This is a genomic window from Mesorhizobium sp. AR10 (genome assembly GCF_024746795.1).
Lineage (GTDB): Bacteria > Pseudomonadota > Alphaproteobacteria > Rhizobiales > Rhizobiaceae > Mesorhizobium.
The window spans coordinates 4,526,846-4,553,034 of record NZ_CP080524.1; the positions used below are offsets into that span (position 1 = coordinate 4,526,846).

General features: G+C 62.3%; 26 protein-coding genes and 1 pseudogene. 16 read left to right on the forward strand and 11 right to left on the reverse strand.

Translation table 11 applies throughout. The features are described 5' to 3' along the window. Window positions 1-10: 10 nt before the first annotated feature. Entirely contained in the window at window positions 11-1,216 is a 1,206-nt protein-coding gene (locus LHFGNBLO_RS25585) for an OpgC family protein (protein ID WP_258602078.1), read from the reverse strand. 217 nt (window positions 1,217-1,433) lie between these two features. Here LHFGNBLO_RS25585 and LHFGNBLO_RS25590 point away from each other — a divergent pair, with 217 nt between their 5' ends. Next, complete coding sequence (locus LHFGNBLO_RS25590; RefSeq protein WP_258602079.1) at window positions 1,434-2,105, forward strand: alpha/beta hydrolase; 672 nt, start codon at window positions 1,434-1,436, stop codon at window positions 2,103-2,105. Window positions 2,106-2,117: 12 nt separating this feature from the next. On the opposite strand, the gene sthA is transcribed toward LHFGNBLO_RS25590, so the two are convergent. Next, window positions 2,118-3,506 carry a Si-specific NAD(P)(+) transhydrogenase gene (sthA, locus tag LHFGNBLO_RS25595; RefSeq protein ID WP_258602080.1) on the reverse strand — a complete coding sequence of 463 codons (1,389 nt, stop codon included), beginning with the start codon at window positions 3,504-3,506 and terminating at the stop codon, window positions 2,118-2,120. A 220-nt stretch (window positions 3,507-3,726) separates the two neighbouring features. On the opposite strand from sthA, the gene LHFGNBLO_RS25600 reads away from it, so the two are divergent. The 3 genes from LHFGNBLO_RS25600 to LHFGNBLO_RS25610 all read left to right on the forward strand — a co-directional run bounded on the left by LHFGNBLO_RS25600 (window position 3,727) and on the right by LHFGNBLO_RS25610 (window position 6,124). Then, complete coding sequence (locus LHFGNBLO_RS25600; protein WP_258602081.1) at window positions 3,727-4,197, forward strand: RDD family protein; 471 nt, start codon at window positions 3,727-3,729, stop codon at window positions 4,195-4,197. Window positions 4,198-4,336: 139 nt separating this feature from the next. Further along, window positions 4,337-5,101, forward strand: a complete 765-nt coding sequence (locus LHFGNBLO_RS25605; RefSeq protein WP_258602082.1) for an arginyltransferase — start codon at window positions 4,337-4,339, stop codon at window positions 5,099-5,101. A gap of 126 nt (window positions 5,102-5,227) precedes the next feature. Beyond that, window positions 5,228-6,124 carry a DMT family transporter gene (locus LHFGNBLO_RS25610; RefSeq protein ID WP_258602083.1) on the forward strand — a complete coding sequence of 299 codons (897 nt, stop codon included), beginning with the start codon at window positions 5,228-5,230 and terminating at the stop codon, window positions 6,122-6,124. Here the strand turns inward: LHFGNBLO_RS25610 and LHFGNBLO_RS25615 are convergent. Both LHFGNBLO_RS25615 and parC read right to left on the reverse strand, forming a co-directional pair. Further along, window positions 6,108-7,328: an AI-2E family transporter gene (locus tag LHFGNBLO_RS25615; RefSeq protein WP_258602084.1), complete on the reverse strand. Its 1,221-nt coding sequence runs from the start codon at window positions 7,326-7,328 to the stop codon at window positions 6,108-6,110. The two genes, LHFGNBLO_RS25610 and LHFGNBLO_RS25615, sit on opposite strands and share 17 nt — an antisense overlap. Window positions 7,329-7,559: 231 nt before the next feature. Next, window positions 7,560-9,812, reverse strand: a complete 2,253-nt coding sequence (gene parC, locus LHFGNBLO_RS25620) for a DNA topoisomerase IV subunit A (RefSeq protein WP_258602085.1) — start codon at window positions 9,810-9,812, stop codon at window positions 7,560-7,562. Between the two features lie 320 nt (window positions 9,813-10,132). Between parC and LHFGNBLO_RS25625 the strand changes: the two genes are divergently transcribed. Then, window positions 10,133-11,326 (forward strand): hypothetical protein, encoded by a 1,194-nt coding sequence (locus LHFGNBLO_RS25625; RefSeq protein ID WP_258602086.1) that lies wholly within the window; start codon window positions 10,133-10,135, stop codon window positions 11,324-11,326. Window positions 11,327-11,427: 101 nt separating this feature from the next. Here LHFGNBLO_RS25625 and aspS read toward each other — a convergent pair whose 3' ends face one another. The 5 genes from aspS to LHFGNBLO_RS25650 form a co-directional block, all read right to left on the reverse strand. Beyond that, window positions 11,428-13,218 (reverse strand): aspartate--tRNA ligase, encoded by a 1,791-nt coding sequence (gene aspS, locus LHFGNBLO_RS25630; RefSeq protein WP_258609885.1) that lies wholly within the window; start codon window positions 13,216-13,218, stop codon window positions 11,428-11,430. 211 nt (window positions 13,219-13,429) lie between these two features. Then, window positions 13,430-14,140 (reverse strand): hypothetical protein, encoded by a 711-nt coding sequence (locus LHFGNBLO_RS25635; RefSeq protein WP_258602087.1) that lies wholly within the window; start codon window positions 14,138-14,140, stop codon window positions 13,430-13,432. Next, on the reverse strand, window positions 14,074-14,538 hold the full coding sequence (locus LHFGNBLO_RS25640; RefSeq protein WP_258602088.1) for a tetratricopeptide repeat protein: 465 nt from the start codon (window positions 14,536-14,538) through the stop codon (window positions 14,074-14,076). Before LHFGNBLO_RS25640 ends, LHFGNBLO_RS25635 begins: the two co-directional genes overlap by 67 nt. A gap of 7 nt (window positions 14,539-14,545) precedes the next feature. Then, window positions 14,546-15,643, reverse strand: coding sequence for a hypothetical protein (locus LHFGNBLO_RS25645; RefSeq protein ID WP_258602089.1), 1,098 nt, complete (start codon window positions 15,641-15,643; stop codon window positions 14,546-14,548). A 304-nt stretch (window positions 15,644-15,947) separates the two neighbouring features. After that, complete coding sequence (locus tag LHFGNBLO_RS25650; RefSeq protein WP_258602090.1) at window positions 15,948-16,703, reverse strand: DeoR/GlpR family DNA-binding transcription regulator; 756 nt, start codon at window positions 16,701-16,703, stop codon at window positions 15,948-15,950. 116 nt (window positions 16,704-16,819) lie between these two features. Here LHFGNBLO_RS25650 and LHFGNBLO_RS25655 point away from each other — a divergent pair, with 116 nt between their 5' ends. The 4 genes from LHFGNBLO_RS25655 (at window position 16,820) to LHFGNBLO_RS25670 (ending at window position 21,097) form a co-directional block, all read left to right on the forward strand. Next, window positions 16,820-18,052 (forward strand): MFS transporter, encoded by a 1,233-nt coding sequence (locus LHFGNBLO_RS25655; RefSeq protein ID WP_258602091.1) that lies wholly within the window; start codon window positions 16,820-16,822, stop codon window positions 18,050-18,052. A gap of 150 nt (window positions 18,053-18,202) precedes the next feature. Further along, a complete protein-coding gene (locus LHFGNBLO_RS25660) occupies window positions 18,203-19,447 on the forward strand; it encodes an MFS transporter (protein WP_258602092.1) in 1,245 nt (414 codons plus the stop codon). Between the two features lie 75 nt (window positions 19,448-19,522). Continuing rightward, entirely contained in the window at window positions 19,523-20,674 is a 1,152-nt protein-coding gene (gene rnd, locus LHFGNBLO_RS25665) for a ribonuclease D (protein ID WP_258609886.1), read from the forward strand. Between the two features lie 30 nt (window positions 20,675-20,704). Then, complete coding sequence (locus tag LHFGNBLO_RS25670) at window positions 20,705-21,097, forward strand: VOC family protein (RefSeq protein ID WP_258602093.1); 393 nt, start codon at window positions 20,705-20,707, stop codon at window positions 21,095-21,097. A 66-nt stretch (window positions 21,098-21,163) separates the two neighbouring features. Here LHFGNBLO_RS25670 and LHFGNBLO_RS25675 read toward each other — a convergent pair whose 3' ends face one another. Both LHFGNBLO_RS25675 and LHFGNBLO_RS25680 read right to left on the reverse strand, forming a co-directional pair. Beyond that, window positions 21,164-21,583: an MAPEG family protein gene (locus tag LHFGNBLO_RS25675; RefSeq protein WP_258602094.1), complete on the reverse strand. Its 420-nt coding sequence runs from the start codon at window positions 21,581-21,583 to the stop codon at window positions 21,164-21,166. 28 nt (window positions 21,584-21,611) lie between these two features. Then, the gene (locus LHFGNBLO_RS25680; RefSeq protein WP_258609887.1) at window positions 21,612-22,157 is read right to left on the reverse strand and encodes a hypothetical protein; all 546 of its coding nucleotides are present in this window, start codon (window positions 22,155-22,157) and stop codon (window positions 21,612-21,614) included. Window positions 22,158-22,402: 245 nt separating this feature from the next. On the opposite strand from LHFGNBLO_RS25680, the gene LHFGNBLO_RS25685 reads away from it, so the two are divergent. From LHFGNBLO_RS25685 to LHFGNBLO_RS33700, 7 genes and pseudogenes are all read left to right on the forward strand, one after another. After that, window positions 22,403-23,644 carry a tyrosine-type recombinase/integrase gene (locus tag LHFGNBLO_RS25685; RefSeq protein ID WP_258602095.1) on the forward strand — a complete coding sequence of 414 codons (1,242 nt, stop codon included), beginning with the start codon at window positions 22,403-22,405 and terminating at the stop codon, window positions 23,642-23,644. Between the two features lie 332 nt (window positions 23,645-23,976). Further along, a complete protein-coding gene (locus LHFGNBLO_RS25690) occupies window positions 23,977-24,198 on the forward strand; it encodes a hypothetical protein (RefSeq protein ID WP_258602096.1) in 222 nt (73 codons plus the stop codon). A gap of 201 nt (window positions 24,199-24,399) precedes the next feature. Beyond that, the gene (locus tag LHFGNBLO_RS25695; RefSeq protein WP_258602097.1) at window positions 24,400-24,678 is read left to right on the forward strand and encodes a hypothetical protein; all 279 of its coding nucleotides are present in this window, start codon (window positions 24,400-24,402) and stop codon (window positions 24,676-24,678) included. Further along, window positions 24,675-24,875, forward strand: coding sequence for a hypothetical protein (locus tag LHFGNBLO_RS25700; RefSeq protein ID WP_258602098.1), 201 nt, complete (start codon window positions 24,675-24,677; stop codon window positions 24,873-24,875). The genes LHFGNBLO_RS25695 and LHFGNBLO_RS25700 overlap by 4 nt, the downstream gene beginning before the upstream one ends. Further along, window positions 24,872-25,609: a hypothetical protein gene (locus LHFGNBLO_RS25705; protein ID WP_258602099.1), complete on the forward strand. Its 738-nt coding sequence runs from the start codon at window positions 24,872-24,874 to the stop codon at window positions 25,607-25,609. The genes LHFGNBLO_RS25700 and LHFGNBLO_RS25705 overlap by 4 nt, the downstream gene beginning before the upstream one ends. Then, window positions 25,606-25,893, forward strand: coding sequence for a DUF6074 family protein (locus LHFGNBLO_RS25710; RefSeq protein ID WP_258602100.1), 288 nt, complete (start codon window positions 25,606-25,608; stop codon window positions 25,891-25,893). The genes LHFGNBLO_RS25705 and LHFGNBLO_RS25710 overlap by 4 nt, the downstream gene beginning before the upstream one ends. 142 nt (window positions 25,894-26,035) lie before the next feature. Further along, a pseudogene (locus LHFGNBLO_RS33700) lies at window positions 26,036-26,140 on the forward strand (hypothetical protein); the annotation flags it as partial. Window positions 26,141-26,189 lie beyond the last annotated feature (49 nt).

Consider the following 26,189-nt stretch of genomic DNA (forward strand, 5'->3'; position numbering starts at 1 on the left):
GTCCCTGCCTTCATCGATTGGCTCCTGTCGCCATCGGCCCGACGCTCATAAAAGACCCGCTGACAGATGGCGTTTCGGTCCGGACCGGCTTGCTTTTGCCGGACCAGCCGATGCCGGACAGCCATTCGAGATAGAAGGCAAGCGCGAACTGCATGGCAATGCCGGCTGATATCAGCAGGCTGTCATAGGCAACGCCGCCCGGGTTGATCAGCTTCAACACCTGCGCTGCCATGGCGATCACCGTGCCGGCGATGAAAACCGGCAGCGACCGCTTGCCGAGTATGGCGAGCGGATGGTCACGGCTCGTGCGGAACAGGTTCGAGACGGCCGGAAAGGCGACGATCAGGTAGCTTACCGCCAGGATGTGCAGCAGCCGCGGCAGCGACAGGAACGTCTTGTCGAAGCCGGTCAGCACGACCGGCAGATCCAGCCACGACACATGGCCCCAGAGCGGGCTGTGCACCCAGACCAATGCCGTGGCGACATAGGTCGCCGCCGCGCCGACCAGCCAGCGATTGACCGGAATCGTGCCACCGCGCCGTACATGCAGCATGCCCGCCAGGCCAATGTTGAAGAGGAACTGCCACGACAGTGGATTGAGAAACCAGAAGCCCGGCTCCGGATAATTCGCAGGGGCGATCTGGTAGATCCCGGCAATCAGCCACAGCCCCCCGGACACGGCAAGCGCCGACAGCGGCCTGTAGCTGACGAACAGCAGGAAGGCCGGCGCCAGCAACAGCAGCACCGCATAGACCGGCAGGATGTTGTTGTAGCCGAGTTGATGGCCGAGCGTGACGATGCCGATCAGCACTTGCGGCGTATCCCTGATGAACGGCTCGATGTTGATCATCGTCAGCAGGTCGGGCCGCTTCGCAAACACCGCCGCCGCGCAGAATATGGCCATCACCACCATCGTCGTGACGATGTGGGCGACATAGAGCACGCCGGCGCGTCTCCACATTTTCAGCGTCGCCAGCAGCCGGCTTCCCTGCTGGAATTTTGTGCCATAAGCGAGTGCGACGGACATGCCGGAGATCAGCACGAACGCCTCCGCCGCATCCGAAAACCCGAAATTCTTGTAGGTCAGAGTCTCGAAAACCGTGCCCGGCACGTGATCGACATAAATGATCAGCAGCGCGAGAGCCCGGAACACATCGATACGCGTGTCGCGATCCGGGATACGCGTATCGCGATCCGGCGAAATCTGGGTGGTCATCAACAAAAGGCCTCAAAGGAGAGCAGAGGATGCTCTCGTTGTTCATACTGGCCTGCGCCGCCCGGCGCACACCGTTTCGATTCCTCCCGCAGGAGCATATCCGCGAACAAACGGACTGAAATGCGCCTGGTTCAATCAACTTTCGCGGAGCTTGAAAATATTCCGTTTTGAAGCCGGCAAATGAACAAAAATGCCATGAAATCAAAAGGATGTGATTATGGTCGAAGAGACCACCAAAGACGGAACTTTGCGGCGCGACCTGGCCTTTTTCTACCGCCTCCATCGGCCTGAAAACGCAACCGGCGAGTGCCTTTTCCTGTTGCACGGATCGGGTGTCGACGAGACGACTTTGGTGCCGCTGGGGCGGCAGATCGCACCGCGCGCTGTGCTGGTGGCGGTCCGTGGCCGCATCGCCCAGGAGGACGGTTTCCGCTGGTTCACGCGAATCACGCCGACGCGTTTCGAGCAGGAGAGCATCCGCGCAGAGACGGACGCCTTTGCGGATTTCATCGCCGAGGCGACGAAGCGCCACCGCCTCGATCTCTCCCGTTCGACGTTTCTCGGTTATTCGAACGGCGCCAATCTGGTTTCCAGCGTCATGCTGCTGCATCCGGGCCTTGTCGAATGTGCAGCGCTGTTGCGGCCGATGCCGGTGCTGGACGACGTGCCACCGGCGGATCTCACCAAGGCACGTGCGCTGATCATCGCCGGCAGCGCCGACCTGACCTACGGGCCCTTCGCGCCGGCGCTGGCTACATTGCTCCGCCAGCACGGCGCAAAGGTCGACGCCCGCACCGTTGCCTCAGGCCATGACATCGGCGACCCGGACGCAGAGGCAGTCAGGCAATGGCTTGCCGATTCCGCAATTGCCATCGCGCAGGCGAATTGATGGGCTGGAGTCTTATCCCCTTCCCATCCTGTTCCAGGCGTCCAGCCCGGCGATCTTGTAAGCTTCGGCCAGCGTCGGATAGTTGAAGGTGTTGTTGACAAAGAAGTCGACGGTGCCGCCGAGATTGATCACAGCCTGGCCGATGTGGATGAGTTCGGTGGCGCCCTCGCCGACGATGTGCGCACCGAGCAGACGGCGGCTTTCGATCGAGAACAGGAGCTTCAGGAAGCCGGTGTTGACGCCCATAATATGGCCGCGCGAGGTCTCGCGGAACCGCGCCACGCCGACCTCGTAGGCACCGCCGCTCTCGCGCACCTGTTCCTCCGACTGGCCGACGGTGGAGATTTCCGGCACGGCGTAGATGCCGTAGGGAAAGGTTTCCGGCGGCGGCGGCAAGGGCACGCCGAAGGCGTGGCAGGCTGCCACCCTGCCCTGCTCCATCGAAGTGGAAGCAAGGCTCGGGAAGCCGATGACGTCGCCGGCAGCATAGATGTTCGGCACGCTGGTCTGGAACGACTGCGGATCGACCTTGATGCGGCCCCTGGAGTCGGCGTCTATGCCAACCACGTCGAGGCCGAGGCTGCCGACATTGCCGGTGCGACCGGCGGCGTAGAGCACAACCTCCGAACGGATGGTGCGGCCGTCAGCCAGTTCCACCTCGGCGGTTTCCGGTTTGGACCGAATCTCCTTCACCGCACTGCCCAGCCGGATCGTCATGCCACGGTCGCGCATCTGATGGATGAAATCGTCGACGATCTCGCGATCGACGAAATCGAGGATGGTGTTGCGCGGCTCGACCAGCGTCACCGGCACGTCAAGCGCGGAAAAGATCGTCGCATATTCGACACCGATGACGCCACCGCCGATCACCGTCAGCGTACGCGGCAATTGACCGAGTTCCAGCATCTCGTCGCTGTCGAAGACGCGGATCTTGTCGAAGGGCACGTCGCGCGGCCGGTGCGGCCTTGTGCCCACCGCAATCAGCGCGTTCGCGAAACCGACCTCGCTGTAGTCGCCGGTGTCGGTGGTCAGGCTGACCTTGTTGGGACCGAGGAACTTTACCGCGGCGCGCGCGCTCTTGACCGTGTTGCGCATGAACTGGTGCTGCAGCACCTCGACCTCGTGGTCGAGCGTCTTGTGCAGGCGTTCAACCAGATCTCCGACCGAAATGTCCTGCTTGACCCGGTAGCCGCGCCCATAGAAGCCGCGCTCGCGCCAGCCGGAAAGGTTGAGCACCGTCTCGCGCAGCGTCTTCGACGGGATGGTGCCGGTGTGCACGGAAACGCCGCCGAGGCGCCGCCCCCTGTCGACCACCAGCACCGATTTGCCGAGCTTGGCCGACTGCACCGCGGCGCGGCGTCCCGAAGGCCCGCTGCCGATGACCAGCATGTCATAGTCCATATCGCCCCGTCCCCCCTGCCCATGGCGCATGATCGCCTTTGCTGCGCCGCAGCAAGCTAACGCTATCCGCGCCGCGATTTCAACCGATTCAGGCTGTACTCGGCAGGGCTTCGCAATCGCATGCCGGTGAAACGCCCGATCTTGATTCTGCCAAGGGCCTTCACCATTTCATCAGCAATGAGCCCGCACGATATTGCGAGCCCGATTACGAGGATATGACATGAACGCGCGCGTACTTGACGGCGAAATCATCACCAGCAGGCTCGAAGATGTCAGCGCCTATCAGGGCGTGCGCACGCGACGCATCTTCGCCTTCATCATCGACTATTGCATCGTTGCGCTGCTGACCATCCCGTTCGCGATCCTGGTGTTCCTGCTTGGGCTGTTGACGCTGGGCCTCGGCTGGGTGCTGTTTTCCATCCTCGTACCGGCTGTGGCCATCCTCTATATCTGGAACACGCTTGGCAGTGTCGACCAGGCAACCACGGGCATGAAGATGATGGGCATCCGGCTCGACCGCCTCGACGGCACCCGTATCGACGAGCTGACCGCCGTCGTGCATTCGGTGCTGTTTTGGGCCGGCAACGTTATCCTGACGCCGCTGGTCCTTCTGGTGACCCTGTTTTCTGACCGCAAGCGCACGCTGCATGATCTGCTGCTCGGCACGGTCGTCAGCCGCAGCGACCGTTGAAACAGATTTTTGCGAGTCCCCGCACGCGCTTGCGCACGAATGTGATGGCGTCCGGTGAACCGCACCTTCACAATCCTGTTGAATTTTTCGCCGTCCGCGCCAAAGGTAGAGCGATTCGCAGGAGTGTTTCCAAGCTTCGATGACGCAGCACCCGACCCAGTCGCCGCAGTTCTTCCTGACCGCGCCGTCGCCGTGCCCGTATCTTGAGGGCCAGTTCGAGCGCAAGGTGTTCACGCACCTGGTCGGCGACAAGGCGCCGGAGATGAACGACCTCTTGACGCAAGGCGGCTTCCGGCGCTCGCAGAACATCGCCTATCGGCCGGCTTGCGAGACCTGCCGCGCCTGCGTTTCGGTGCGCATCCTGGCCCAGGAATTCACCGCCAGCCGCAACATGAAGCGGGTGATCCAGCACAATTGCGACCTTGTCGGCGCCATGCACGACGCCCAGCCGTCCACCGAGCAGTATTCGCTGTTCCGCAGCTATCTCGACGCCCGCCACCGCCGTGGCGGCATGTCCGACATGACGGTGCTCGACTACGCCATGATGGTCGAGGACACCCATGTCGACACCAAGGTCATCGAATACCGTCGCCGCGGCCCTGACACCTTCATCACCGGCAAGGGCCAGGGCGAGCTGATCGCGGTGGCGCTGACCGACAAGATGGCCGATGGCCTGTCGATGGTCTATTCCTACTTCAATCCCGACTTCGAGGACCGTTCGCTCGGCACCTTCATGATCCTCGACCACATTGCCCGCGCCCGGGCGATGGGCCTGCCCCATGTCTATCTCGGCTACTGGGTCAACGGCTCGCGCAAGATGAACTATAAGATGCGCTTCATGCCGCAGGAGCATCTCGGCCCGAAAGGCTGGGAACGCTACGACCACGAAGCGGTTTCGCGCTGAGTTTTTCTTCCGCCATTCATCCTAAACTGTTTCAAGGAGGAGGAACCTGGTCTTCCAGCCGCATGGCTGGAAGACAGGTGACGGGCCGTTGTTGCAGCCTGCCTCCTCATTCATTGCGAGATTGGCATGTCAGCCCACACAGATCACCAGAAGGGCCTCCTCATCACCGCCATCGGCGGACTGACGCTGACCGTTGACATCCCGCTGATCCGGCTCGCCGACGGCAGCCCATGGACCATCCTGCTGTTGCGCACCGGCACAACCTTCATCGCGGCACTGGTCATCTGGGCCGTCTGGCGGTCGCTGAGCAGGAACGCGCCGCAGCTTATCCCCGGCTGGTCGGGGCTGGCGGTGGCCATATGCTACGGCTTGACCGGCATCACCTTCATCACCGCCGTCTACCACACCTCGACCGCCGACCTCGTCTTTATCCTCGCTTTCACCACCGTGTTCGCGGCGCTCTTGTCCTGGCTGTTCCTGAAGGAGAGACCGCGACTGGTGACACTCGCGACGATGTTGGTCATGATTTTCGGTGTGCTGATCATCGTCGGTGGTTCCGTCGGCACCGGCCATCTGTTCGGCGATTTCATGGCGCTCTGCTCAGCCTTCTTCATCGCGCTCGCCATCACCATCTCGCGCGCCAGCGGCAAGGACATGGGCTTCACCGCGCTGATCGGGGTCATCGTGCCGCTCGCGGTTGCCACGTTCATGGTCGCGGGCGAAGGCCTTCACGTCAACGCGCCATGGTGGATCATCTTCAACGGCGCCGTGATCATGCCGATCTCGTTCCTCTGCCTCGCCAACGGGCCGAAGTACATTTCCGGACCGGAAGTGGCGATGTTCTATCTCTTGGAAACCGTGCTGGCGCCAGTCTGGGTGTGGGCGATCTTTGCCGAAACGCCGTCGCGCAACAGCCTGATCGGCGGCGCGATCCTGATCATCGCGCTGGTCGCCCATTCGCTGTGGCAGCTGCATGAGGGACGCAAGCGCCGCGCCACGCTTGCCGTCAGTCACCCGGCCTGAGTCTTCTTTGCAGCGCTTGCTCGGCGACGATCTCGATCTGCGGCGAGTCGTCCAGCTCCGCGGGGCCCGCGGTAGCAAGTTCGTCCACCAGTTCCACCTCGCGCAACCATTCGCGCCAGATGGCAACCAGCAGCGCCATCAGCACCGGGCCGATGAACAGGCCAAGAAAGCCCATTGTCTTGACGCCGCCGATGAGGCCGAAAAAGGTTGGCAGGAAGGGCAGCTTGATCGGTCCGCCGACCAGTTTCGGGCGCAATGTCTTGTCGACGATGAAAAGTTCGACCGAGCCCCAGATGAACAGCGCCAGCCCGGCCATCGGCGAGCCGCTGGCGGCGAGGTAGATCGACACCAGGGTAAAAGACAGCGGCGCGCCGCCAGGGATCAGCGCCATGACGCCGGTCAACGCGCCCAGCGTCACCGGCGACGGCACACCGGCCAGCCAGTAGGCAACGCCCAGCACCAGCCCCTCGCCGATGGCGATCACGGTCATGCCGGTCACCGTCGAGGAGATCGTCGCCGGCACCACGCGTGAAATCCGCTCCCATCTCGTCGGCAGGATGCGTTCGCCGAGACGATCGACCTGGGAGGCGAAATGCGCGCCGTCGCGATAGGCGAAAAACAGCGCGATCATCATGAACAGCAGCGTCAGCAGAAGCCCGAAGGCGCTGCCGCCGGCGGCCAGCACACCGCGATAGATGCTGCCTATATTGGCGCCGCTGACCAGTTGGATCAATTCGCCGATACCGCCGGGATGACCGAGATTACGCGTCCACTGCTCGTTCAGCCACTCGCCCACCACGGGCAGCGTGGCAATCCAGTGCGGCGTCACCGCGCCATGCCGGTTGGTCTCGATCGCCCAACCGACCCATTCGCGGACCTCGTTGATGGCGTAGGTGCCGGCGAGCGCGATCGGCACCACCAGGAAGGTGAGGATGAACAGGATCGCCAATGTCGCGGCGATCGTGCTGTTGCCACCGACACTGGCAAGCAGCCGCCGGTAGAGCGGCCAGCTGGCGAAGGCGATGACGAGAGCGGCCAGCACCGGAAACAGGAAGCCGTGGAAGAAGTAGACGCCGGCGGCAACGATCAGCACCAGCAACCAGCGCGCCGCCGACAGCGGCGGGATGACGGCGGACCTCAGCGGCGTCGACAGGCCGAACAGGCGCTGCTGCCGTTCCGGTTTCTGGATTTCAGCTTTCTTCAAACGTCATCTCTCCCCAACGCCCATCTCGCTCCGGACGCCGCTTATGCACTGGTATAGTGCAGCAATCGTGACGACATTCCAAATGTTTGGATGGAGCTGCCAATCTCCCCCTCGAGGGGGAGATGTCGCCCGACGGCGACAGAGGGGGTCGGGACGTCCTGACGCGAGCCCCTATCACGAACGGAAGAGGCTGGCGCCTTGTGCGTGGCGTCCCCTCTGACCTGCCGCCAGCTATCCGAACTTGCCCGTCCTTGGGAATCCCTTCGGCACCATGCGTCCGGCGGACGCCCGGGCGCCGATCCACTCGGCGAGTTCCTCGCGCGACTTGGTGAAGGTACGGTCGGCGGAATCCTGCCAGGACAGGCCGCTCTCCAACGTGAAGGTCTTGAGGTCGAGGACACCGCCATCCTTGTATTTCTGCAGGCGAACGCCTTTGCCGCGTCCCATCTCCGGGATCTCGGCCAGCGCAAACACCAGCATCTTGCGGTTCTCGCCGACAATGGCGAGATGATTGCCAGTGACCGGCACGCAGCGCTTGGCCTCGTCGGGCGCCTTGACGTTCATCACCTGCTTGCCTTTGCGGGTGTTGGCGACAACCTCTTCTTCCGGCACGACAAAACCATTGGCATCGTACGAAACCAGGAGCAGCTTGCGCTTCGGATCATGGATAAAGGCGGTGACGATGTCCTGGTCGTTGTCCATGTCGACGATGATGCGGATCGGTTCGCCATGGCCGCGGCCGCCCGGCAGCCGGTCGGCGCCGATCGTGTAGAACTTGCCGCCGGTGGTGAACACTAGCACCTTGTCGGTGGTCTGGGCGTGGAAGGCGAGCTTGAGGCTATCGCCCTCCTTGAAGGTCAAGGTGGAATAGTCGGTCAGGTGACCTTTCATGGCCCGCAGCCAGCCCTTTTCCGAGACGACCACGGTGACCGGCTCACGCTCGATCATGGCGTGCGCAATGTCGGTCAGATCATGTTCGGGTGCGTCGGCGAACTGGGTCCGGCGCTTGCCTAGCTCGGTCTCCGGCCCGAATTTGTCGCGGATGCTGGAGACTTCCCACTTGATCGTCGACCACTGTTTGGCGTCGGAAGCGAGCAGCGCCTCGATCTGCTTCTTCTCGGTGGAGAGGCCGTCGAATTCCTTGCGGATCTCGAATTCTTCCAGCTTGCGCAAGGCGCGCAGCCGCATGTTGAGGATGGCTTCCGCCTGGTTGTCGGTGAGCGACCAGCGGGCCATCATCATCTGCTTGGGCTCGTCCTCCTCGCGGATGATCCTGATCACCTCGTCGATGTTGAGATAGGCGATCAGATAGCCGGCGAGGATCTCCAGCCGTCTTTCGATCTCGCCGAGGCGATGCTTCGAGCGGCGGACCAGCACTTCGCGGCGATGCTCCAGCCATTCCTTGAGCACGCCCTTGAGCGACAAGACGTTGGGCACCTTGCCGCGCGACAGCACGTTCATGTTGAGCGGAAAGCGGCTTTCGAGCTCGGTCAGCTTGAACAGCGATTCCATCAGAATGCCGGGATCGACCGAGCGGCTCTTCGGCACCAGCACGACGCGGATGTCTTCGGCGCTCTCGTCGCGGATGTCTTCGAGCAGCGGCAATTTGCGTGCCATCAACAGCTCGGCGATCTTTTCGATCAGCCGGGCCTTCTGGACGCCATAGGGGATTTCGGTGACGACAATGCTCCAGGTGCCCCTGCCCTGGTCCTCCTGGCTCCACTTCGCCCTGACGCGAAAGCCGCCGCGGCCGGTCTCGTAAGCTTCGAGGATCGAGGCGCGGCTGTCGACAATGATGCCGCCGGTCGGGAAATCGGGGCCTTGGACGAAGTCCATCAGCTTCGTCACCGGCGCATCCGGATGCTCGATCAGATGCAGGGCGGCGTCGCAAAGCTCGGCGGCGTTGTGCGGCGGGATCGAGGTCGCCATGCCGACCGCAATGCCTGACGAGCCGTTGGCGAGCAGGTTCGGGAAGGCGCCGGGCAGCACGACCGGCTCCTCGTCCTCCTCATTGTAGGTCGGCCGATAGTCGACCGCGTCCTCGGTGATGCCGGCGAGCAGCTCGGTCGCCACATCGGTCATGCGTGCTTCGGTGTAGCGCATGGCGGCGGCGTTATCGCCGTCGATATTGCCGAAATTGCCTTGCCCGTCGACGAGCGGGTAGCGCATCGAAAAATCCTGCGCCAGCCGCACCAGCGCATCGTAGATCGACTGGTCGCCATGCGGATGGAACTTGCCCATCACCTCGCCGACGATGCGGGCGCATTTGGCAAAGCCCTGGTCGGGATTGAGCCGCAGCAGTCGCATGGCATGCATGATGCGGCGATGGACCGGCTTCAGCCCGTCGCGAACGTCCGGCAGTGCCCGGTGCATGATGGTCGACAGCGCATAGGCGAGATAGCGCTCTTCCAGCGCCTTCTTCAGATCGACCGGTTCAATGTGATCGCCGCCGCCATCTTGAGGCGGCAAAAGCCTTTTTCCCATGGGCTGGGACTAGCCGAGCGGATGATTCGCGGCAAGAGGCGCCGGCCAATGCGGCGCTTTGTGCAACATCAATTGGCGGCTTGGGGGCGCCTGCCAACATCAAGCCGTTACATGTCACCTCTAAGGCGGGACACGATGACATCCGGACATCAGATCTTCATGACAAATTCACCGCACAACGCAAAGACTTCGGATCGAATTTGCCTTTCACCGTGATTTTGGACCATTGTGCGGGCGAGCGCCTTTTTCCCGTCCAGTTCGTCACGGAATGGTGATGGCGTAGAGAAAAACATTTTCAGGACACTCTCAGGGAACTCGCGATGACAATTCAACGCTCGACACTCCACAAACTCGCTTTTTCGACCTTTTTGCTGACGCTGCCGCTGAATGCGGCCTTCGCGCAGGACACCACGGCGGTTGCCGACCGGCTGAAGGCAACGCTTGCCGCGCAGGGCGTCGACATCACCTGGACGGGAGTAACCGGCGATGCCTCCAGCATGGTGCTGCAAGGCGTGGCCGTGAAACCGGCGGCCGAGAAGGAAGCGCTGACCATCGGCGACATCAAACTGGAAGGCGTGACCGAGGCCAATGGCGGTTATGATATTGCAACCGTCTCGACTTCGGCATTCGAACACAGCAAGGACGGCATCACGCTCAATGCCAGCCCCTTCGTCATCCATGACATGACGGTGCCGGCCGAGGGCGCCACCGGCCCGTTGGGTTCGCTGATGATGTACAAGTCGGCCGAACTCGCCAACCTGACGGTCAAGGTCGCCGACAAGACGGCCTTCTCGATGGACGGACTGGCCATCGAAATCACCCCGCCGGCAGACGGCAAGGCGATGGAATTTACCGGCACCACGGAAAAATTCAATGCCGACCTGACGCTCGTCGACGACGCCAAATCCAAGGAAGTCATCGACGCCCTCGGCTACCAGAACATATCAGGCAACTTCGAAATGGGAGGCACCTGGCAGCCCGCCGACGGCAAGATGGAACTGTCGAAATACGACATCTCGGTCGACAATGCCGGTACGCTCGGCATGACCTTCGATCTCGGCGGCTACACGCTGGACTTCATCAAGTCGATGCAGGAAATGCAGAAGAAGATGGCGGCGCAGCCCGAAGGCGCCGACAATTCGGCGCAAGGCATGGCCATGCTCGGCCTGCTGCAGCAGCTTTCGTTCAACAGCGCCAGCGTCCGCTTCGACGACGATTCGCTGACCGGCAAGGTGCTGGAGTATGTCGGCAAGCAGCAAGGCATGTCGGCCAAGGACATCGCCAACCAGGCCAAGGCGATCGTGCCGTTCGGCATGGCGCAGCTCAACAATCCCGAGCTGACGGCCGAGGTGACGGCCGCGGTCAGCAAGTATCTCGACGATCCGCAGAGCCTCGAAATCTCGGCCGAGCCGCCGGCAGCCGTGCCGTTCGCGCTGATCATGGCCGGCGGCATGTCCAACCCGCTCGACCTGCCAAAGACGCTCGGCGTCCACGTCAAGGCCAACGAAGACTGATCGAGCGGCTTGCTCGAAAAGCAAAAAAGCCCGGCAGCGATGCCGGGCTTTTTTGTTGGATACGATTTCCTCAAGCCGAAAGAATCGGTTCCGAGCGTTTGTTAAACCTCTTTCTTCGCCACCGCGACGCGCAGCGACAGGTCGCGAAGCTGCTGCGGGGTGGCTTCCGACGGCGCACTCATCAACAGATCATAGGCCTGCTGGTTCATCGGGAACATGGTGATTTCGCGCAGATTTTTCGCCCCGAGCAGAAGCATGACGACGCGGTCGATGCCGGCCGCCATGCCGCCATGCGGCGGGGCGCCATACTGGAAGGCGCGATAGAGGCCGCCAAAGCGCTCCTCGACCGTCTCGCGGTCGAGCCCGACGGTCTCGAAAGCCTTGACCATGGTCTCGGGCAGATGGTTGCGGATGCCGCCGCTCGCGATCTCGAACCCGTTGCAGACCATGTCGTACTGGAACGCCTTGATGCCGAGCAGATCCTCGCCGCCCAGCGCCTCGATGCCGCCCTGCGGCATGGAGAACGGATTGTGGGCAAAGTCGATCTTCTTCTCGTCCTCGTTCCATTCGAAAAACGGGAAGTCGACGATCCAGCACAATTCGAAGCGCTCGCGGTCGACAAGGTTCAGTTCCTCGCCGGCACGGGTGCGCGCCGCGCCCGCAAACGACACGAACTTCTTCGGATCGCCGGCGACGAAGAAGGCGGCGTCGCCATCCGCAAGGCCGAGCTGGAGGCGGATTGCTTCGGTGCGCTCCTCGCCGATGTTCTTGGCCAGCGGTCCGGCGCCTTCGAGCTTTTCGCCCTCCTTGCGCCAGAAGATATAGCCCAGCCCAGGCTGGCCCTCGCCTTGCGCCCATGAGTTCATGCGGTCGCAGAAAGCGCGCGAACCGCCGGTTTTGGCCGGAATGCCCCAGATCTCGGCCTTCGCGTCGTTGGCCAGGATGTTGGCGAACACCTTGAAGCCGGACTCGCGAAAATGGTCGGAGACGGCCTGCATTTCGATCGGGTTGCGCAGGTCCGGTTTGTCGGAGCCGTATTTGCGCATAGCGACATCATAGGGAATGCGCTGGAAGTTCTGCGTCACCGGCTTGCCGTTGGCGAAGGTCTCGAAGACCCCGCGCATCACCGGTTCCATGGTCGACAGCACGTCGTCCTGCTCGACGAAGCTCATCTCGAGGTCGAGTTGGTAGAATTCGCCGGGCAGACGGTCGGCGCGCGGATCCTCGTCGCGGAAACACGGCGCGATCTGGAAATAGCGGTCGAAGCCTGACACCATGATCAGCTGCTTGTACTGCTGCGGCGCCTGCGGCAGTGCGTAGAAGGTGCCGGGATGGATGCGCGACGGCACCAGGAAGTCACGCGCGCCTTCGGGCGAGGAAGCGGTCAGGATCGGTGTCGAGAATTCGGTGAAGCCGACCTCTCCCATGCGCTTGCGCATTTCGGCGATGATCTTCGTGCGTGCCACGATGTTCTTGTGCAGCGTATCGCGGCGCAGGTCGAGGAAGCGGTATTTGAGGCGAATATCCTCCGGATAGTCCGGCTCGCCGAACACCGGCAGCGGCAGTTCCTTGGCCGCCGACAGCACTTCGATCTCGCGTGCAAAAATCTCGATCTCGCCGGTCGGCAAATTGGCGTTCGTCGTCTCGGGCAGGCGCGCCTTGACCTCGCCGTCGACGCGGATCACCCACTCGCCGCGCACGGTCTCGGCGATCTTGAAGGCCGGTGAATCCGGATCGGCGACGATCTGGGTCAGGCCGTAATGGTCACGCAGGTCGATGAACAGCAGACCGCCATGGTCGCGCACGCGATGCACCCAGCCCGACAGGCGGACGGTCGAGCCGACGTCGCTCTTTCTCAACTGGGCACAGGTATGGCTGCGGTAACGATGCATTGTCATTGACGAAGTCCGGATGCTGGGTTGCGGGCCGACGGCCCGGCTGGAAATTTGCGCGAAAAGCGCATGAGAGGCCGGTTTTGTCAAGGCAAGCGGGTGTAGGCCAGCGTCCGCGTTCACTTTCCGCCCTCGCCCTCTTGCGGGCTTGGAACCGGCGTGGACCAGGCTGTCTCGTTTCTCGAGATGCCACCCGATGGGAGAGGAAGGGCTAGCTGCCGAACTTCGTCTGCATCCTGTTAAATATCTGGACGACATTGCCATGCACCGCCGTGTCGAAGTCGCGGTCATCGTATTTCGGGCCGGCCACGAGCAGTGGCCCGTCGCCGCGCCAGCGATCCTGTGCGAAATCTTCGCCGAACGACCGCACCACTTTGCGGCCACCCTGTTCGATGACGATCGTTTCGCGGGCGCTGGTTCGGTTGGTGAGGCAGGCGTAGATAATCTTGTCGATGCCCAGCAGCCGTGCGCGCGTGTCCTCGCCGGGACTTTCCATGAAATCGCGCATGTAATTCCGGGCAACGTTGCAGCCACTGACCTGATGGCCGGCCCTTGCACCCTCGAGAAGCCACTGATCCGACGTCAGCCGCATCACCTCGTCAGCCGCCGGTCCTTTCTCCAGGCGGTCGGCGTATTTGTCACGCATGGTTGCGAGACCGTAGAATGCGGCCGCGTCTTCATCGCGTGCGGCGAGCAGTATCGTTGCCGCCATATCGAGCAGACGGTTCTTCACGGTGTGGTCGGCAGCGATGGATTCCGGCGTTCCCAGGACCGAGTCCTCGGAGGCTTCGATGAGCTTCCATGCGAATTTGATCTTTTCCTTGCCGTCGCCGTTCGCGCCGACCGCGGCCAGTTTCAGGAAGCGCTCACCCCACGGCGCGAAGTCGCCCGTAGCGCGATGCCGGATGCGCGGCCGAAACATTCCGCCGCGAAGGATGCCGCGATGACGTCACCCGATAGCGCCATTTTCTCCAGCATGTCGAAAACTGCATTGTCGGTCTTCTCGATACGGCAGCGCGGTCGTTGCGCCAGAACGAGATTGAGTTTTGCCCGCGGCAGGCCCAATTCTGCGGCGGCGGACAGAAGACGCGCGGCCTCGGCAGGATCTTCTTCGGTTCCCGTGCCGCGATGAAGCAACACGCCGAGATCGTTCATCGCTTGTGGATCGCCGAAAGCGGCGGCAGGTTTCAGGATCGCGACCGCGACTGACGGCATGCCGGCGCTGAGCGCGCTGCGGGCAAGCATCGTATTCGCAAAAAACGCAATGGCCGCCAGCGACAGTACGGCAACCGAACCGAGGACGATGAGAAGCTTGCGCATTGTTGGCCTATGAGGTCGGGTCCTTGAGGCGCGCCACCGCGTCCTGAAACAAAAGGCGCCGCAGCGCGTCGGCCGCTCGGCCGATGTCGAACGTGGGGTAGCTCGAAGCGACCGGATGCGGTTTCACGGCCGGATACTCCACGGCGTCGTACCATTCCGACGATGCGGCGCCGTCTTGCTTCCGCTCAACGCATTCGCGCGCCCGCGCAACCGCCGTGTCGAATTCGAAACGGCTGTAGCGGCCAACCCGATGAAGCAGATCTTCCAACGCAAACGAGGCGGTACGGCAAAGCATCGCCCAGTCGCCGTTGACAGCGCCGGCCTGCATCCACTCTTCAAATGTCTTCTTGCCGAGCCGCTCGCCTAGCTGGAGGCGCGGCAGGAGCTTTTGGAACTGATGGCGTGCGACACCGAGCCATTCGTAGGCCTGCGGCTGACCAAGCTCCGTCGCGGCGAAGAGATCGATGCTGGCTCGGTCGATGAGCCGAACCACTCGGTTGTCATACTCCTGCTGCGTCGGGCTGCCCCGATAGCCTGGATGCTGGATTGAACGCGCTGCATTGACCAGTGCCTTGCCCGACTTGAAGCGGCCAGGCCCGTCGTCCCCGGCAATCGCAAGCGACGCCGCGATCATTGCACCGTCGGGATCTTTCAGGCGGTTCTTGGCGGCGCTGAAATAGAGGCAATCCATCGTCTGCTTCGCGGCTGCCGCATTTCCGTCAGCAACGGCGGTCTCCAGCTTTCGCACCGTTGTGGCGCTGCGGGCACTATCGAGGCCGCAGCCGCCGCCTTGCACCAAAGCGAGATTGGCGACAGCCTGCGACGAGCGGAGCGCCGCGGCTTGCGTGAACAGCCCGCGTGCCGCCTCGAGGTCGGTCGAAACGCCGACGCCCCGATAGTGCAACACGCCGAGGTTGTTCTTGGCTGTCGCATCGCCAGAGGACGCGACGGCTAGATAGACCTTGGCCCCGATGACGGCGAACCCCTCGGCAATCAACCAGTGCGCCAAGGCATTCCGTTGCTTCTGGAAAACAGGGAGCGGCGACGCGATCAGCGCGATGGCAGCGAAGACAAGCGCAATAGCCCAGATGGTCAAATGCCTCACGACGAGGCCCCCAGCCGCAAAGTGCAGATACGCAATCTTGTGGGTCGAGGCCAGGGGAAACCAGATGTGAAGTTAACAGGTTGTCTCCAACCGGCACAACTCATCGTTCCCCATTGTGATGATATATTGCGCTGTCTGGAAAGATTACTTCACCCAGACATTTCTCATTAACTAAGCGCATAGGGATAAAGCCACTTCCAAGTTCCCGACGTTTTTCGAGGGGCGGGAAGCTAGTTTCGGGCGAAAATCGAAAATCGAAGCGCCTCGTTGGCCCATGCAGGCACGCCGGCGTGTCGCAACCCGTTCAGGCGAAGTGGATTTCAGCGCCCTGACGTTCGAAATCCGCGAGGATCGCGGCCGGGGCGGTCTTTTCGACCACCAGATGGCGGATCGCGTCGGGTCCGGCGACGCGGTAGGGCGCGGCGGTGGCCAGCTTGTCGTTGGTGACGGCAATGACGATGCCGGCGCTGTTCCTGGCCATGGCCCGCTTCACTTCGGCCTCCGCCGAATCGAAAGCCGTCACACCGCGTGAGGCGTCGAGACCGCAGGAGCCCAGAAAAAACAGATCAGCGCCAAGCTGTGCGACGGCAGCCAGCGTATCGCCACCGACGCAGGTTCCGAGGTCACGGTCGAACCTACCGCCAAGGACGATCAGTTCGACCAGAGCGTGATCGGACACGGCCGAGGCGACGCCGAGCGAATTGGTGGCTATGGTCAGTTCGAGATGGCGCGGAATGGCCCTGGCGATCGCAGCATTGGTGGTGCCGCCATCAATGAACAGGCTCTGCCCGCTTGAGAGCAATGCCACCGCCGCGCTCGCCAGCCGTCTCTTTTCCTCGACCGCATGGCCACCGCGCAGATCGATCGGCGCCGCGAAGGGCGCCGGCGCGACCGCGCCACCATAGACGCGGCGGCATTGTCCGGCCTTTGCCAGCTCCCTGAGGTCCCGGCGGACCGTGTCCTCCGAAACACCGAAGCGGGTCGCTAGCTCGCCGGCCAATACCCTCCCTTCCGCCGCAAGCCGGTCGCGGATGAGCTGATGCCGTTCATCGGTGAGCATTGCATGATCCTGTTTCTTCATGCACGTTCTTGCATGTTTTGCATGATTATGCAAGAAACAGGCACCGACAGTTGGACAAGCCAGCCGCCGGCCTCTCTTTCGCTGAAAGCACTGCGATGACCCTTGGCCTCAGCCTCGCCCCTCAACACCGGGTCTATGCCGGGTTTGGAATCTATTCGTTTGCAATGGGCAACATCTTCCCGCGGCTGCCCGACATCAAGCATGCCATGGACATCCAGGACGGCACGCTCGGGCTCAGCCTGATCGGCACGCCGATCGGCACCTTGACCGCGCTTACGCTGGCCGCGCCGATCGTGGAGCGCGTCGGCTTCCGCCGTGCGCTGCTCGGGCTGGTGCCGCTGCTGGCCGCAGCCTATGCCATAGCGGTGCACGCACCGGGGCCTGTCGCCCTGTTCCTGATGCTGTTTCCGGTTGGGCTGATGATCGGCAGCATCGAGATCGTGCTCAATGTCGAGGCAGACAGGACGGAATTCCTGCTCAAGCGCCGCATCATGAACCGGGCGCATTCGTTCTGGAGCATGGGGTTTTTCGGCGCCGGCCTGTTCGGCGCGGCTCTGGCACATCTTGGCGTGTCGCCGCAACTGCACCTAGCCATGGTCGTGCCGATGGTGGCGGTATCGATGGCACTGTTTCTCGGGGGCTACCAGCCGGCGCCGAGCCGCTTCGCCGGCAATGGCGACAAGGCGCCGAAGCTGGCGCGGCCGACACTGCCGATCCTCGTCCTCGTCGCTGTAACGCTGTCGGCAATGCTGATGGAGGGCGCCAGCATCGACTGGTCGGCGATCTACATGCGCACCGTGTTCGACTCGGGGCCTTTCATTGCCGGGTTCACGGTGGCGCTGTTTGCGTTCCCGCAAGCAACCACGCGTTTCTTCGCCGACAGCTTCGTCGAACGGCACTCGCCAAGCGGCGTAGCACGTGTGCTGTTGGCGAGCATGGCAGCGGGCGTGCTGCTCGTCTTCCTGTCGCCTGCCCCATTCCTGTCCATGCTGGGCTTTGCCCTTTTGGGCATCGGCAGCAGCGCGCTCTTTCCGCTGGCGATCTCCGCGGCCGCCCAGCGGACGGATCGTCCGGCGGCAATCAATGTCGCAGCGCTGTCGCAGATCTCCTTCGTCGCCTTCCTGCTCGGCCCGCCGCTGCTCGGCTTCGTCTCGGACCATTGGGGCATCCGTTCGGCCTTTGCCATCGGCATCCCGTTCATCGTGCTCAGCCTGCTGACCGCAGGATCGCTTGGCCGACGGCCAGCCTCGGATAGTCCTGCAAAGTCGTCGAGCGAGGCATTCGACCCGGCCCGGCAGGAAATAGCAGCACCGACCGGCGAGGCATGAACGGCTCTCCCTGAGGCGGACCGGTCGCATCAAGGCGCCAGCAACCCGAAACTCAATCCGAGGCACCAAACAAGCCTGTTGGGGGATAAGCCGCTGGCAATGGCCGCACCGATGGTTCAGAAAAGCACAGCCATCTAACCGCGGTCCTCCATGTCCTCCATCCGCCCGCTGATCCCGCTCCTCATCGCCGCCGGCATCCTGCTTGGCGGCAATGGCCTGCAGAGCACCCTGATCGCGCTGCGCGGCGCGCAGGAGGGGTTTTCGGCCTCGACCATCGGCCTGATGGGTACGTTCTATTTCGCCGGCTTCCTGCTCGGCTGCCTGGCCGTCACCCGCATCATGAAGGCCGTCGGCCATGTGCGCGCCTTCGCGGCACTCGCCGCGATCGCTTCCGCCGGAACGTTGCTGCTCGTGCTGGTCATCGATCCGGTGATGTGGTGCGCGGTGCGCTTTGCCGGCGGCTTCTGCTTTGCCGGGCTGTTCACCATCATGGAAGCCTGGCTCAACTCCGGGGTCGCCAATAAGGACCGCGCACGAGTGCTGGCCATCTACAGGATGGTCGACATCGGTTCGGTGACGGGCGCGCAGTTTCTGATCCCGATCTTCGGCGCCGGCGGTTTCGCCATCTTCGCCATCATGTCGATCATGATCACCCTGTCGCTGGTGCCGGTTTCGCTCGGCGACCGTTCCAACCCGGCGCCGCCGGAAGAGGTCAAGCTAGACCTGGCGCGCGTCTGGCGGATTTCGCCGCTCGGCTGCTTCGGCTGCATTGCCGTCGGCGTCACCAACAGCGCCTTCCGCACGCTGTCGCCTGTCTATGCCGAACAGATCGGCATGTCGGTCGCCGATGTCGTCACTTTCGTCAGCGTCGGCATCTTCGGCGGCGCCATCATCCAATACCCGCTCGGCTACCTCTCCGACCGCTGGGACCGGCGCTCCGTGCTTTTGATCACCACCTGCTGCGCGATGTTTGCCGCACTGGCGCTGGTGTTCGTGGCGGGCACCAACCCGTCCCTCAACTTCATCATCATCTTCATTTTCGGCTGCTTCGCCATGCCGCTCTATTCGCTGTCGGCGGCGCATTCCAACGACCGCGCCGACAAGGGCGAGTTCGTGCTGATCAACGCAGCCTTGATGCTGTTTTATTCCTTCGGCGCCATTGGCGGCCCGTTCGCCGCCTCGACGGCGATGCAATATTTCGGGCCAAGCGCGCTGTTCGTGTTCAGCGCCACCGTCTACGCGATCTTTGTCGTCGTCATCCTCTACCGGATGCAGGTGCGCTCCGGCGTGCCGGCAGGCAAACGCAGCCGTTTCATCGCACTTTTGCGCACATCGACGGTTTTCGCACGACTGGCGAGGCGCAGCGGCGATTCCGACAGCTCCGCGGAACCCTGATGAAGGGGCCGCGGCTTGACGAAAGCCCGCGCGGCTGAAATTGAAAGAGACCGTACCCTTGCCAAAAGCGATTTGATGCACGTCATCACCACCCAGAATGAACTCGAGACCGTTCTCGCCGCGTTCGAAAAGTCGGATTTCGTCACCGTCGACACCGAATTCATTCGCGAAACGACCTTTTGGCCGATCCTGTGCCTGATCCAGATGGCGGCGCCGGGCGTCACGGCGCTGATTGATCCGCTATCGCCCGACATCGACCTGAAGCCATTCTTCAGGCTGATGGCCAACGAGGCCGTCGTCAAAGTCTTCCATGCGGCGCGCCAGGACATCGAAATCATCGTTCATCTCGGCGACCTCGTGCCGCATCCGGTGTTCGACACCCAGGTGGCAGCGATGGTCTGCGGCTTTGGCGACAGCGTTTCCTACGACCAGCTGGTGCAGCGGATCACCGGCGCGCGGCTCGACAAATCCTCGCGTTTCACCGACTGGCGCCACCGGCCGCTGTCCGACAAGCAGCTCGACTACGCGCTTGCCGACGTCACCCATCTGATCGAGGTCTACCAGCACCTCAGCGCCGAACTGGTGCGCGAAAACCGCGCCCATTGGCTGAACGAGGAAATGGAGGTGCTGACTTCGCGCGAGACCTACGATCCGCATCCCGAAGATGCCTGGAAGCGGCTGAAGATGCGGCTGCGCAAGCCGCAAGAGTTGGCGATCGTGCAGGCGGTGGCGGCATGGCGCGAACGCGAAGCGCGCGAACGCGACGTGCCGCGCGGCCGGGTGCTGAAGGACGACGCGATCTACGAGATCGCCCAGCAGGCGCCGCGCGACGCAGCCGCCCTCGCCAAGCTGCGCACCACGCCGAAAGGCTGGGAACGCTCATCGACGGCAACGGCACTGCTTGGCGTGGTCGCAGCCGCCCTTGCCTTGCCCAGGGAAGAGATGCCGAAGCTGCCGAAGAATTTTCAGCCGCCGGAAGGCTCGAGTGCTGCCGCCGAACTGCTGAAGGTGCTGCTGCGGATCGTCGCCGAAAAGGAAGGAGTCGCCTCGAAGGTGCTCGCCTCCAGCGACGACATCGACCGCATCTCTGCCGAGGGCGAAGCTGCCGACGTGCCGGCCCTTCAGGGCTGGCGGCGCGCCGTGTTCGGCGAAGCCGCGCTGAAACTGGTGCGCGGCGAGATCGGCATCAAGTTCGACAAGCGCAAGATCGCGGTGTTCGATCTATAAGGCTCCGCCTCTTCCACCCTTGGGTGTCAAATGCTGCACCATGTCGAAATCTACGTCTCGGACTTGGACGTTACGTTCGAGTTCTGGTCAAAGATCCTCGCAAGGCTCGGATACAGAGAGACAGCATTCTGGGGGGAAGGCTTCACGCTGAGCAATGACAGGGATGCTTATCTGACATTTGTAAAAGTCAGCAAGAAGCATGAATCCCATAGATATCATCGATCCGGCGTCGGATTGAATCACCTCGCCTTCAAGGTCCCGGGCAGAACCCTGGTCGACGAGTTGAGACAGTTCTGTGTCGAGAACGGGGTTCCCCTGTTGTACGACGACAGGTACCCCTTCGCCAATGGCGATCAGAATTACTACGCGCTCTATATCGAAGACCCCGACCGGATAAAGGTTGAGTTCGTCGCAGCTGATTAGCTCTCGGAGACCCCCGCTCCGCTTTGCGGAGCGACCCTCTCCACAAGGGGGAGGGTAAGGTCCAGCTCAGACCACAGTGAGGAGATGCAGCGCGAACCAGATCCATGCCAGAAAAAGAATCACCGCGCCCACGTAGAAGGCGCGGCTGCGAAACAGCAGCTTGTTGCTGGTGAGGTGGACCCAGGCGTGCGCGTAGCGGGAAATCACAAAAATCCACATCAACACCAGCGTCAGGTAATTGACGCCGTTGGTCATATGCAGCGCAAGGCACAGCACGTAGAAAAGCACCGGCAGTTCGAACTGGTTGATGAGGTTGTTGGCGACGGTGACGCTGGACGCCGGCTCGGTCGTGCGAACCTTGTATTGACCTACCCTGGCCTCGCCTGATCTGATCGCGCCATAGCGGCGCTGGGCCATCACGCCATAGACGATGAAAACCAGCAGAACCTGCGCCAGAACAGGCCAGAAGATCGCGGTCTGGTTCATTGAGTAGCCCTGCCCTGTTAGGATTGAATCACGCCTGGCGCCGCCGCTGGCCGGCCAGGGTGAACGCCGCAATGACGATCACCGGGATCGCCAGAAGCGCGAATTTGGTGACGATCAGCGATGATGCGAAAGACAGCGAATCCGGATTGGCCGCCAGGAAATCAGACAGCAACCGCGCCACAGCTATGTTTTGCGCATAGTCGGCAACCGTGTAGGGCAGCACCAGAACCAGCGCGACCAGCGACTGCAGCTGCGATGGCATAGCACGAAAATTCTTCAGCTGCCGCCCGGTGGCCAGAATCAGGCTGATCAGGGTCAGCGACAGCAGCGCCGGAAACAGAAGGTCGAAGGTCAGATAGTGCCAGACGAGGATGATCTCGCCGCCGCGCCGGCCGAGCGCCGTAAGCCAGGCCATGCCCTCGTCCGGGGTGAAGCCGCCAAAGCGCATATCGAGCGATGGCAGCCCGCCGCTCAGGCTGCGGAAATAGAAGAATTCCATGGCTGTCATGGCGATGAAAACCACCGCGGACGCGAAACAGAGTGCTGCGGCGTGGCGTGACAGCCGCAGGATCATCGCCGTCAGGTTCCGCCAGACGCCATTCTGGTCAAATTCCGCCGGGATAATTCGGGCTTTCGCGCCATCCGCCTGGCTCAACGCCTTGTCGAGCAAGGGATTTGTGCCTTTTCCCTTATAAGTCATTGTTTTCATGTGTGCCGCAGCCCTGCCGATCGTTGCCACTCTTTACCTTTGACACGCCACAATCTACCATTGTTTGTGCTGACACAGCGCTGACACGGCCTCGAACGGGAGCAAGGACAATGGCAGAACCCCTCGGTTCCGACAAAGAGATAGCGAAATTACCGAGTCCCGGGAAGGGCCAGCGCCTTTTCTGGGACGGCGATGTGCCTGGATTCGGTGTTCGCGTTACCTCCGCCGGCGCTCGCAGTTTCATATTCAACTATCGCGTTCGCGGCACAGGTAAAGAGCGACGCTACACAATTGGGTCGGCTGGCGACTGGAAAGTCAGCGCCGCTCGGTTGGAGGCCAAGCGGCTTCGAAAGGTTGTCGACCTGGGCGGTGATCCATTGGGCGACATCGAGGCGTCACGTCGGCAGGCAGACGAGGGGAAGAAGCGCAACAAGACGGTCAGCGACCTGTGCGACGACTTTGAGGCGAACCACCTGCCCGCGCTGCGCCCAGCGAGCCGAAAGTTTTACCGCCTCGCCATGAAGAACCACATTCGACCGGCGCTCGGCAAGAAGCGGATCGAGGACGTCGAACGGAGCGATGTCGAGAAGCTTTTCAAGAAGCTGTCGGACCGCGGCTGGCGCCACCAGGCCAATCAGTGCGTCACCCTTATCTCGACGCTGTTCGCCTACGCGAAGCATCCCGATCGCCGCTGGTACGTCGGCGAGAACCCCGCCGCGGGCGTCAAGAAATTCAGCCTCGCAGGCAGGGAGCGCTACCTGAGCCCGGCCGAGACGAAACGGTTGGCCCGGGCAGTCGATGATCTCGACGACAGGCAGGCCGCCGCCATCATTCGGGTGCTGCTGCTGACCGGTGCACGCGTCGGCGAGACATGCCGGATGCGTTGGGAGCAAATCGACTTCCGCCGAGCGGTCTGGACCAAGCCGGCCAGCACCACGAAGCAGAAGAAGGATCACCGCCTCCCCATCACCGCCCCGGTTCTGGAGGTTCTGTCGACGGTCCAAAAGGAGCAGGATCCGGCCTCCGAGTGGGTGTTTCCCGGCCGGAGCAAGGAAGGCTTTCGCAATGACATCCGCGCGGCCTGGAGCGCTGCGCTGAAAGCGGCGGAGATCAAGAGCCTACGGGTGCACGACCTGCGGCACAGCTTCGCCAGCACGCTGGTCGGCGGCGGCTTTTCGCTGCCCATGATCGGGGCCGCGCTGGGCCACAGCAACGTCTCGACGACCATGAGGTATGCGCATCTCGCCGACGATCCGCTACGCGCTGCGATGACGCGAGCTGCCGATCTGATCGTGGCCTCAAGCACGAACGACGGGGCCGAGATCCTGCCGATGCCAGAGCGGCGGGCCTGAATGAACGACCTCAGCACTCGATAGGATGCGTGTCAGCACATGGTCAGCTAGTGTAACCATTTTGGTGACAGTCTAGCCGAGTGGGCTGGTGGTGTAACCGTTTTGGTTACAATCACCAATGCTGTTGAAAAACTTACCTTTGCCGATTGAACCTTAGCTGTTCCTGCTCTATATCCTATTGCATCCCTACCACGGAGATTTTGACCAAGCGGGGACCACTCCTCACGGAGCCGCAAGGTCAAGAAAACGCGCTGGCGCGAGCTGGCGTACCGAGCAATTGCGCTTGGGCGATCTCCTTGTGGCTCGTCGGCGCACCTTGAATGGAGTCTCCGATGGAAGGGAAACCTTCGCTGATTGATGAGTGGCAATATGAGGACGACTTCGCCGCCTCCAACGGGCTATCGAAGCGCCAGGTCGCACGGCTGCGAAAGAACGTCGACGGATTGCCTTACGCCGTCCTAGGCAAGCGGGTCATCGTTCACGTGCCGACCGCACGCGACTGGCTGATGAAGCGGCTGATCACCCCGAACCCCTCGCGCGATGCACGCCGATGATCGCGGCCGACCTCCACGCCGGCGGGTCTACCGGCCTCGACCACGAAAGCAGCGCCGTCATCGATGAGGCGGCACGCTGGATCGCGACAAGGCCTCATCGAATGGATCGGCCGACAGTGCCTCTTTTGCGCAGTCGGTTTGGCCTCACCTCTACTGAAGAGTGCGTGGCGTTAACCGAGGCTGCAAAATCGGGAGGCGCCAATGCGACCGACCAGAAATGATGAAGGCCGGCTCGCGACGGCAATCGCGAAACCGGCCACGGTCAAAATCGAAATCCCTAGCACAGGAGACAAAATCGACCGGTCGCACCATATTGGTTCGCTGGTCGACCAGCAAGCGGTCGACCAGGCCGCCGACTGGTATGTTGCACATCGCAACACCTGCGAGCGGCCCGTTGTGGTGGCGCTGCGCAAGCGCTTCGGGCTCACTGCGCTGGAGGCTTGCCGCACCCTGGCGAGGGCTGGCGAGGTGGCACAATGACCAACGTCATAGTGCCCCGAGAAATCATCGTCGAACGTGTAGTGCGTCCCGAAGGCTGGTTTCTCGTCATCATGGAGGACGGCGCCGGGAACGAGTTGTACAGCGGCGTGTGGGAGTGCCGGGAACTGGCCTTGGCCGATGCGGAGGACCTGAAACGGACCTACGGCCCTGCCGTCATCCGGGAGGCCACGCGATGACCGTGCTGACGGTTGAGGACGGCGACAATCGCTTTGCGCTATTGTGGCAACGATCTTTTTTCGACTCCGACTTGCCGAGGACAACCAAATTGGCCCTCGCTGGCTTGGTCACGTACATGGACCCCGATGGGAGCAATTGCTTCCCCTCGATACAGGCGCTCGCCGACCGCTGTTCACTCACCAAGGCCGGCGCGCTGCCGCACCTCCATCTGGCACGGGATCGCGGATTTCTCCTGATCATCGAGACGGAAGATCCGCGCGGCAAGGGGTGGCGCCGGCATAGCTACAAGCCGATTATCCCAGATATGGTGGTCAACGGCGTTGACTACGATGGGTCGAACGATGGGCAGATGGTGGTCAACGGCGTCGACTACGATGGGTCGATGGTGGTCAACGGCGTTGGCGGGGTGGTCAACGGCGTTGGCGGGGTGGTCAACGGCGTTGACCCTACCTATCCCATTACCTACCCCAAAAACCTTTCCCCCCTTACCCCCACGGGGGAACAGGAAGTGGGGGAGGAAAAATCTGATTGGGATTCTGGGAAGAAAGGACGACCAGCATTCAAAATGTACCCAGGGACTCCCGGCTTCGATCGGTGGTGCGGGTACTACAGGGCTTGCGGCAATGAAGATCGAGTGTCCGAAGCGGTCAGGCTCGGTTACGTCGCTGGGACCACCACATATCCTCCCACGGTCGGCGCCGGGCAGCAGAGCAATCGAGAGGCATCAGCATGAGCGTCGACGACCTCCCCCTGTTCGCTTGGCGCCCCAAGGTGAAGGTGCTGGCGTTTCCCCCAGCTCGGCGGGCAAGGCTCGTCAGGATCACGGCGGTACGGCTCCTGACCGAGGAAGATGGGGAAGCGCAGGCCGAGGCTATGAAAACAGTAGGTCGGGATCTCTCGGCCGCTGGCCTCTCGGATGCCGAGGCTTGGCCGTACCTCTGGGATTTGCACAAAGCCATTCAGGCCGAAATCGGACGCCTGGCTGGCTGGGACAAGCCGCATCGAGGCCGGAGATGAACCAGGAACACAGGCTTACCGGCCACGGTGGCCTCTAAGTCAGGGTTACCGGCCACAGTGGCCGCTATGAGACCATGAAGTCGGGACCGAGATGCTTCGACATACCGCCGCGCCCGCGAGCGGGTGACCCCCAGGCTCGACGTGGATCAAGGACCGCATCGATCAGTATGGCTTTGCCGAAAATGTGGATTATGTGCTTTTCCCCGAAATCGGGGAACAAGTATTTCAATGGGTTAGGCCCGGATGATGTACGCCATCAGCATCGACATGGCCAAAGAGCTTTCGATGGTCGAGCG

Coding starts and splice junctions, on each gene's coding strand:
- LHFGNBLO_RS25585 (WP_258602078.1), bottom strand. CDS start 1,216: ATGACCACCCAGATTTCGCCGGATCGCGATACGCGTATCCCGGATCGC.
- LHFGNBLO_RS25590 (WP_258602079.1), top strand. CDS start 1,434: ATGGTCGAAGAGACCACCAAAGACGGAACTTTGCGGCGCGACCTGGCC.
- sthA (WP_258602080.1), bottom strand. CDS start 3,506: ATGGACTATGACATGCTGGTCATCGGCAGCGGGCCTTCGGGACGCCGC.
- LHFGNBLO_RS25600 (WP_258602081.1), top strand. CDS start 3,727: ATGAACGCGCGCGTACTTGACGGCGAAATCATCACCAGCAGGCTCGAA.
- LHFGNBLO_RS25605 (WP_258602082.1), top strand. CDS start 4,337: ATGACGCAGCACCCGACCCAGTCGCCGCAGTTCTTCCTGACCGCGCCG.
- LHFGNBLO_RS25610 (WP_258602083.1), top strand. CDS start 5,228: ATGTCAGCCCACACAGATCACCAGAAGGGCCTCCTCATCACCGCCATC.
- parC (WP_258602085.1), bottom strand. CDS start 9,812: ATGGGAAAAAGGCTTTTGCCGCCTCAAGATGGCGGCGGCGATCACATT.
- LHFGNBLO_RS25625 (WP_258602086.1), top strand. CDS start 10,133: ATGACAATTCAACGCTCGACACTCCACAAACTCGCTTTTTCGACCTTT.
- aspS (WP_258609885.1), bottom strand. CDS start 13,218: ATGCATCGTTACCGCAGCCATACCTGTGCCCAGTTGAGAAAGAGCGAC.
- LHFGNBLO_RS25635 (WP_258602087.1), bottom strand. CDS start 14,140: ATGTTTCGGCCGCGCATCCGGCATCGCGCTACGGGCGACTTCGCGCCG.
- LHFGNBLO_RS25640 (WP_258602088.1), bottom strand. CDS start 14,538: ATGCGCAAGCTTCTCATCGTCCTCGGTTCGGTTGCCGTACTGTCGCTG.
- LHFGNBLO_RS25650 (WP_258602090.1), bottom strand. CDS start 16,703: ATGCTCACCGATGAACGGCATCAGCTCATCCGCGACCGGCTTGCGGCG.
- LHFGNBLO_RS25655 (WP_258602091.1), top strand. CDS start 16,820: ATGACCCTTGGCCTCAGCCTCGCCCCTCAACACCGGGTCTATGCCGGG.
- LHFGNBLO_RS25660 (WP_258602092.1), top strand. CDS start 18,203: ATGTCCTCCATCCGCCCGCTGATCCCGCTCCTCATCGCCGCCGGCATC.
- rnd (WP_258609886.1), top strand. CDS start 19,523: ATGCACGTCATCACCACCCAGAATGAACTCGAGACCGTTCTCGCCGCG.
- LHFGNBLO_RS25670 (WP_258602093.1), top strand. CDS start 20,705: ATGCTGCACCATGTCGAAATCTACGTCTCGGACTTGGACGTTACGTTC.
- LHFGNBLO_RS25675 (WP_258602094.1), bottom strand. CDS start 21,583: ATGAACCAGACCGCGATCTTCTGGCCTGTTCTGGCGCAGGTTCTGCTG.
- LHFGNBLO_RS25680 (WP_258609887.1), bottom strand. CDS start 22,157: ATGATCCTGCGGCTGTCACGCCACGCCGCAGCACTCTGTTTCGCGTCC.
- LHFGNBLO_RS25685 (WP_258602095.1), top strand. CDS start 22,403: ATGGCAGAACCCCTCGGTTCCGACAAAGAGATAGCGAAATTACCGAGT.
- LHFGNBLO_RS25690 (WP_258602096.1), top strand. CDS start 23,977: ATGGAAGGGAAACCTTCGCTGATTGATGAGTGGCAATATGAGGACGAC.
- LHFGNBLO_RS25695 (WP_258602097.1), top strand. CDS start 24,400: ATGCGACCGACCAGAAATGATGAAGGCCGGCTCGCGACGGCAATCGCG.
- LHFGNBLO_RS25700 (WP_258602098.1), top strand. CDS start 24,675: ATGACCAACGTCATAGTGCCCCGAGAAATCATCGTCGAACGTGTAGTG.
- LHFGNBLO_RS25705 (WP_258602099.1), top strand. CDS start 24,872: ATGACCGTGCTGACGGTTGAGGACGGCGACAATCGCTTTGCGCTATTG.
- LHFGNBLO_RS25710 (WP_258602100.1), top strand. CDS start 25,606: ATGAGCGTCGACGACCTCCCCCTGTTCGCTTGGCGCCCCAAGGTGAAG.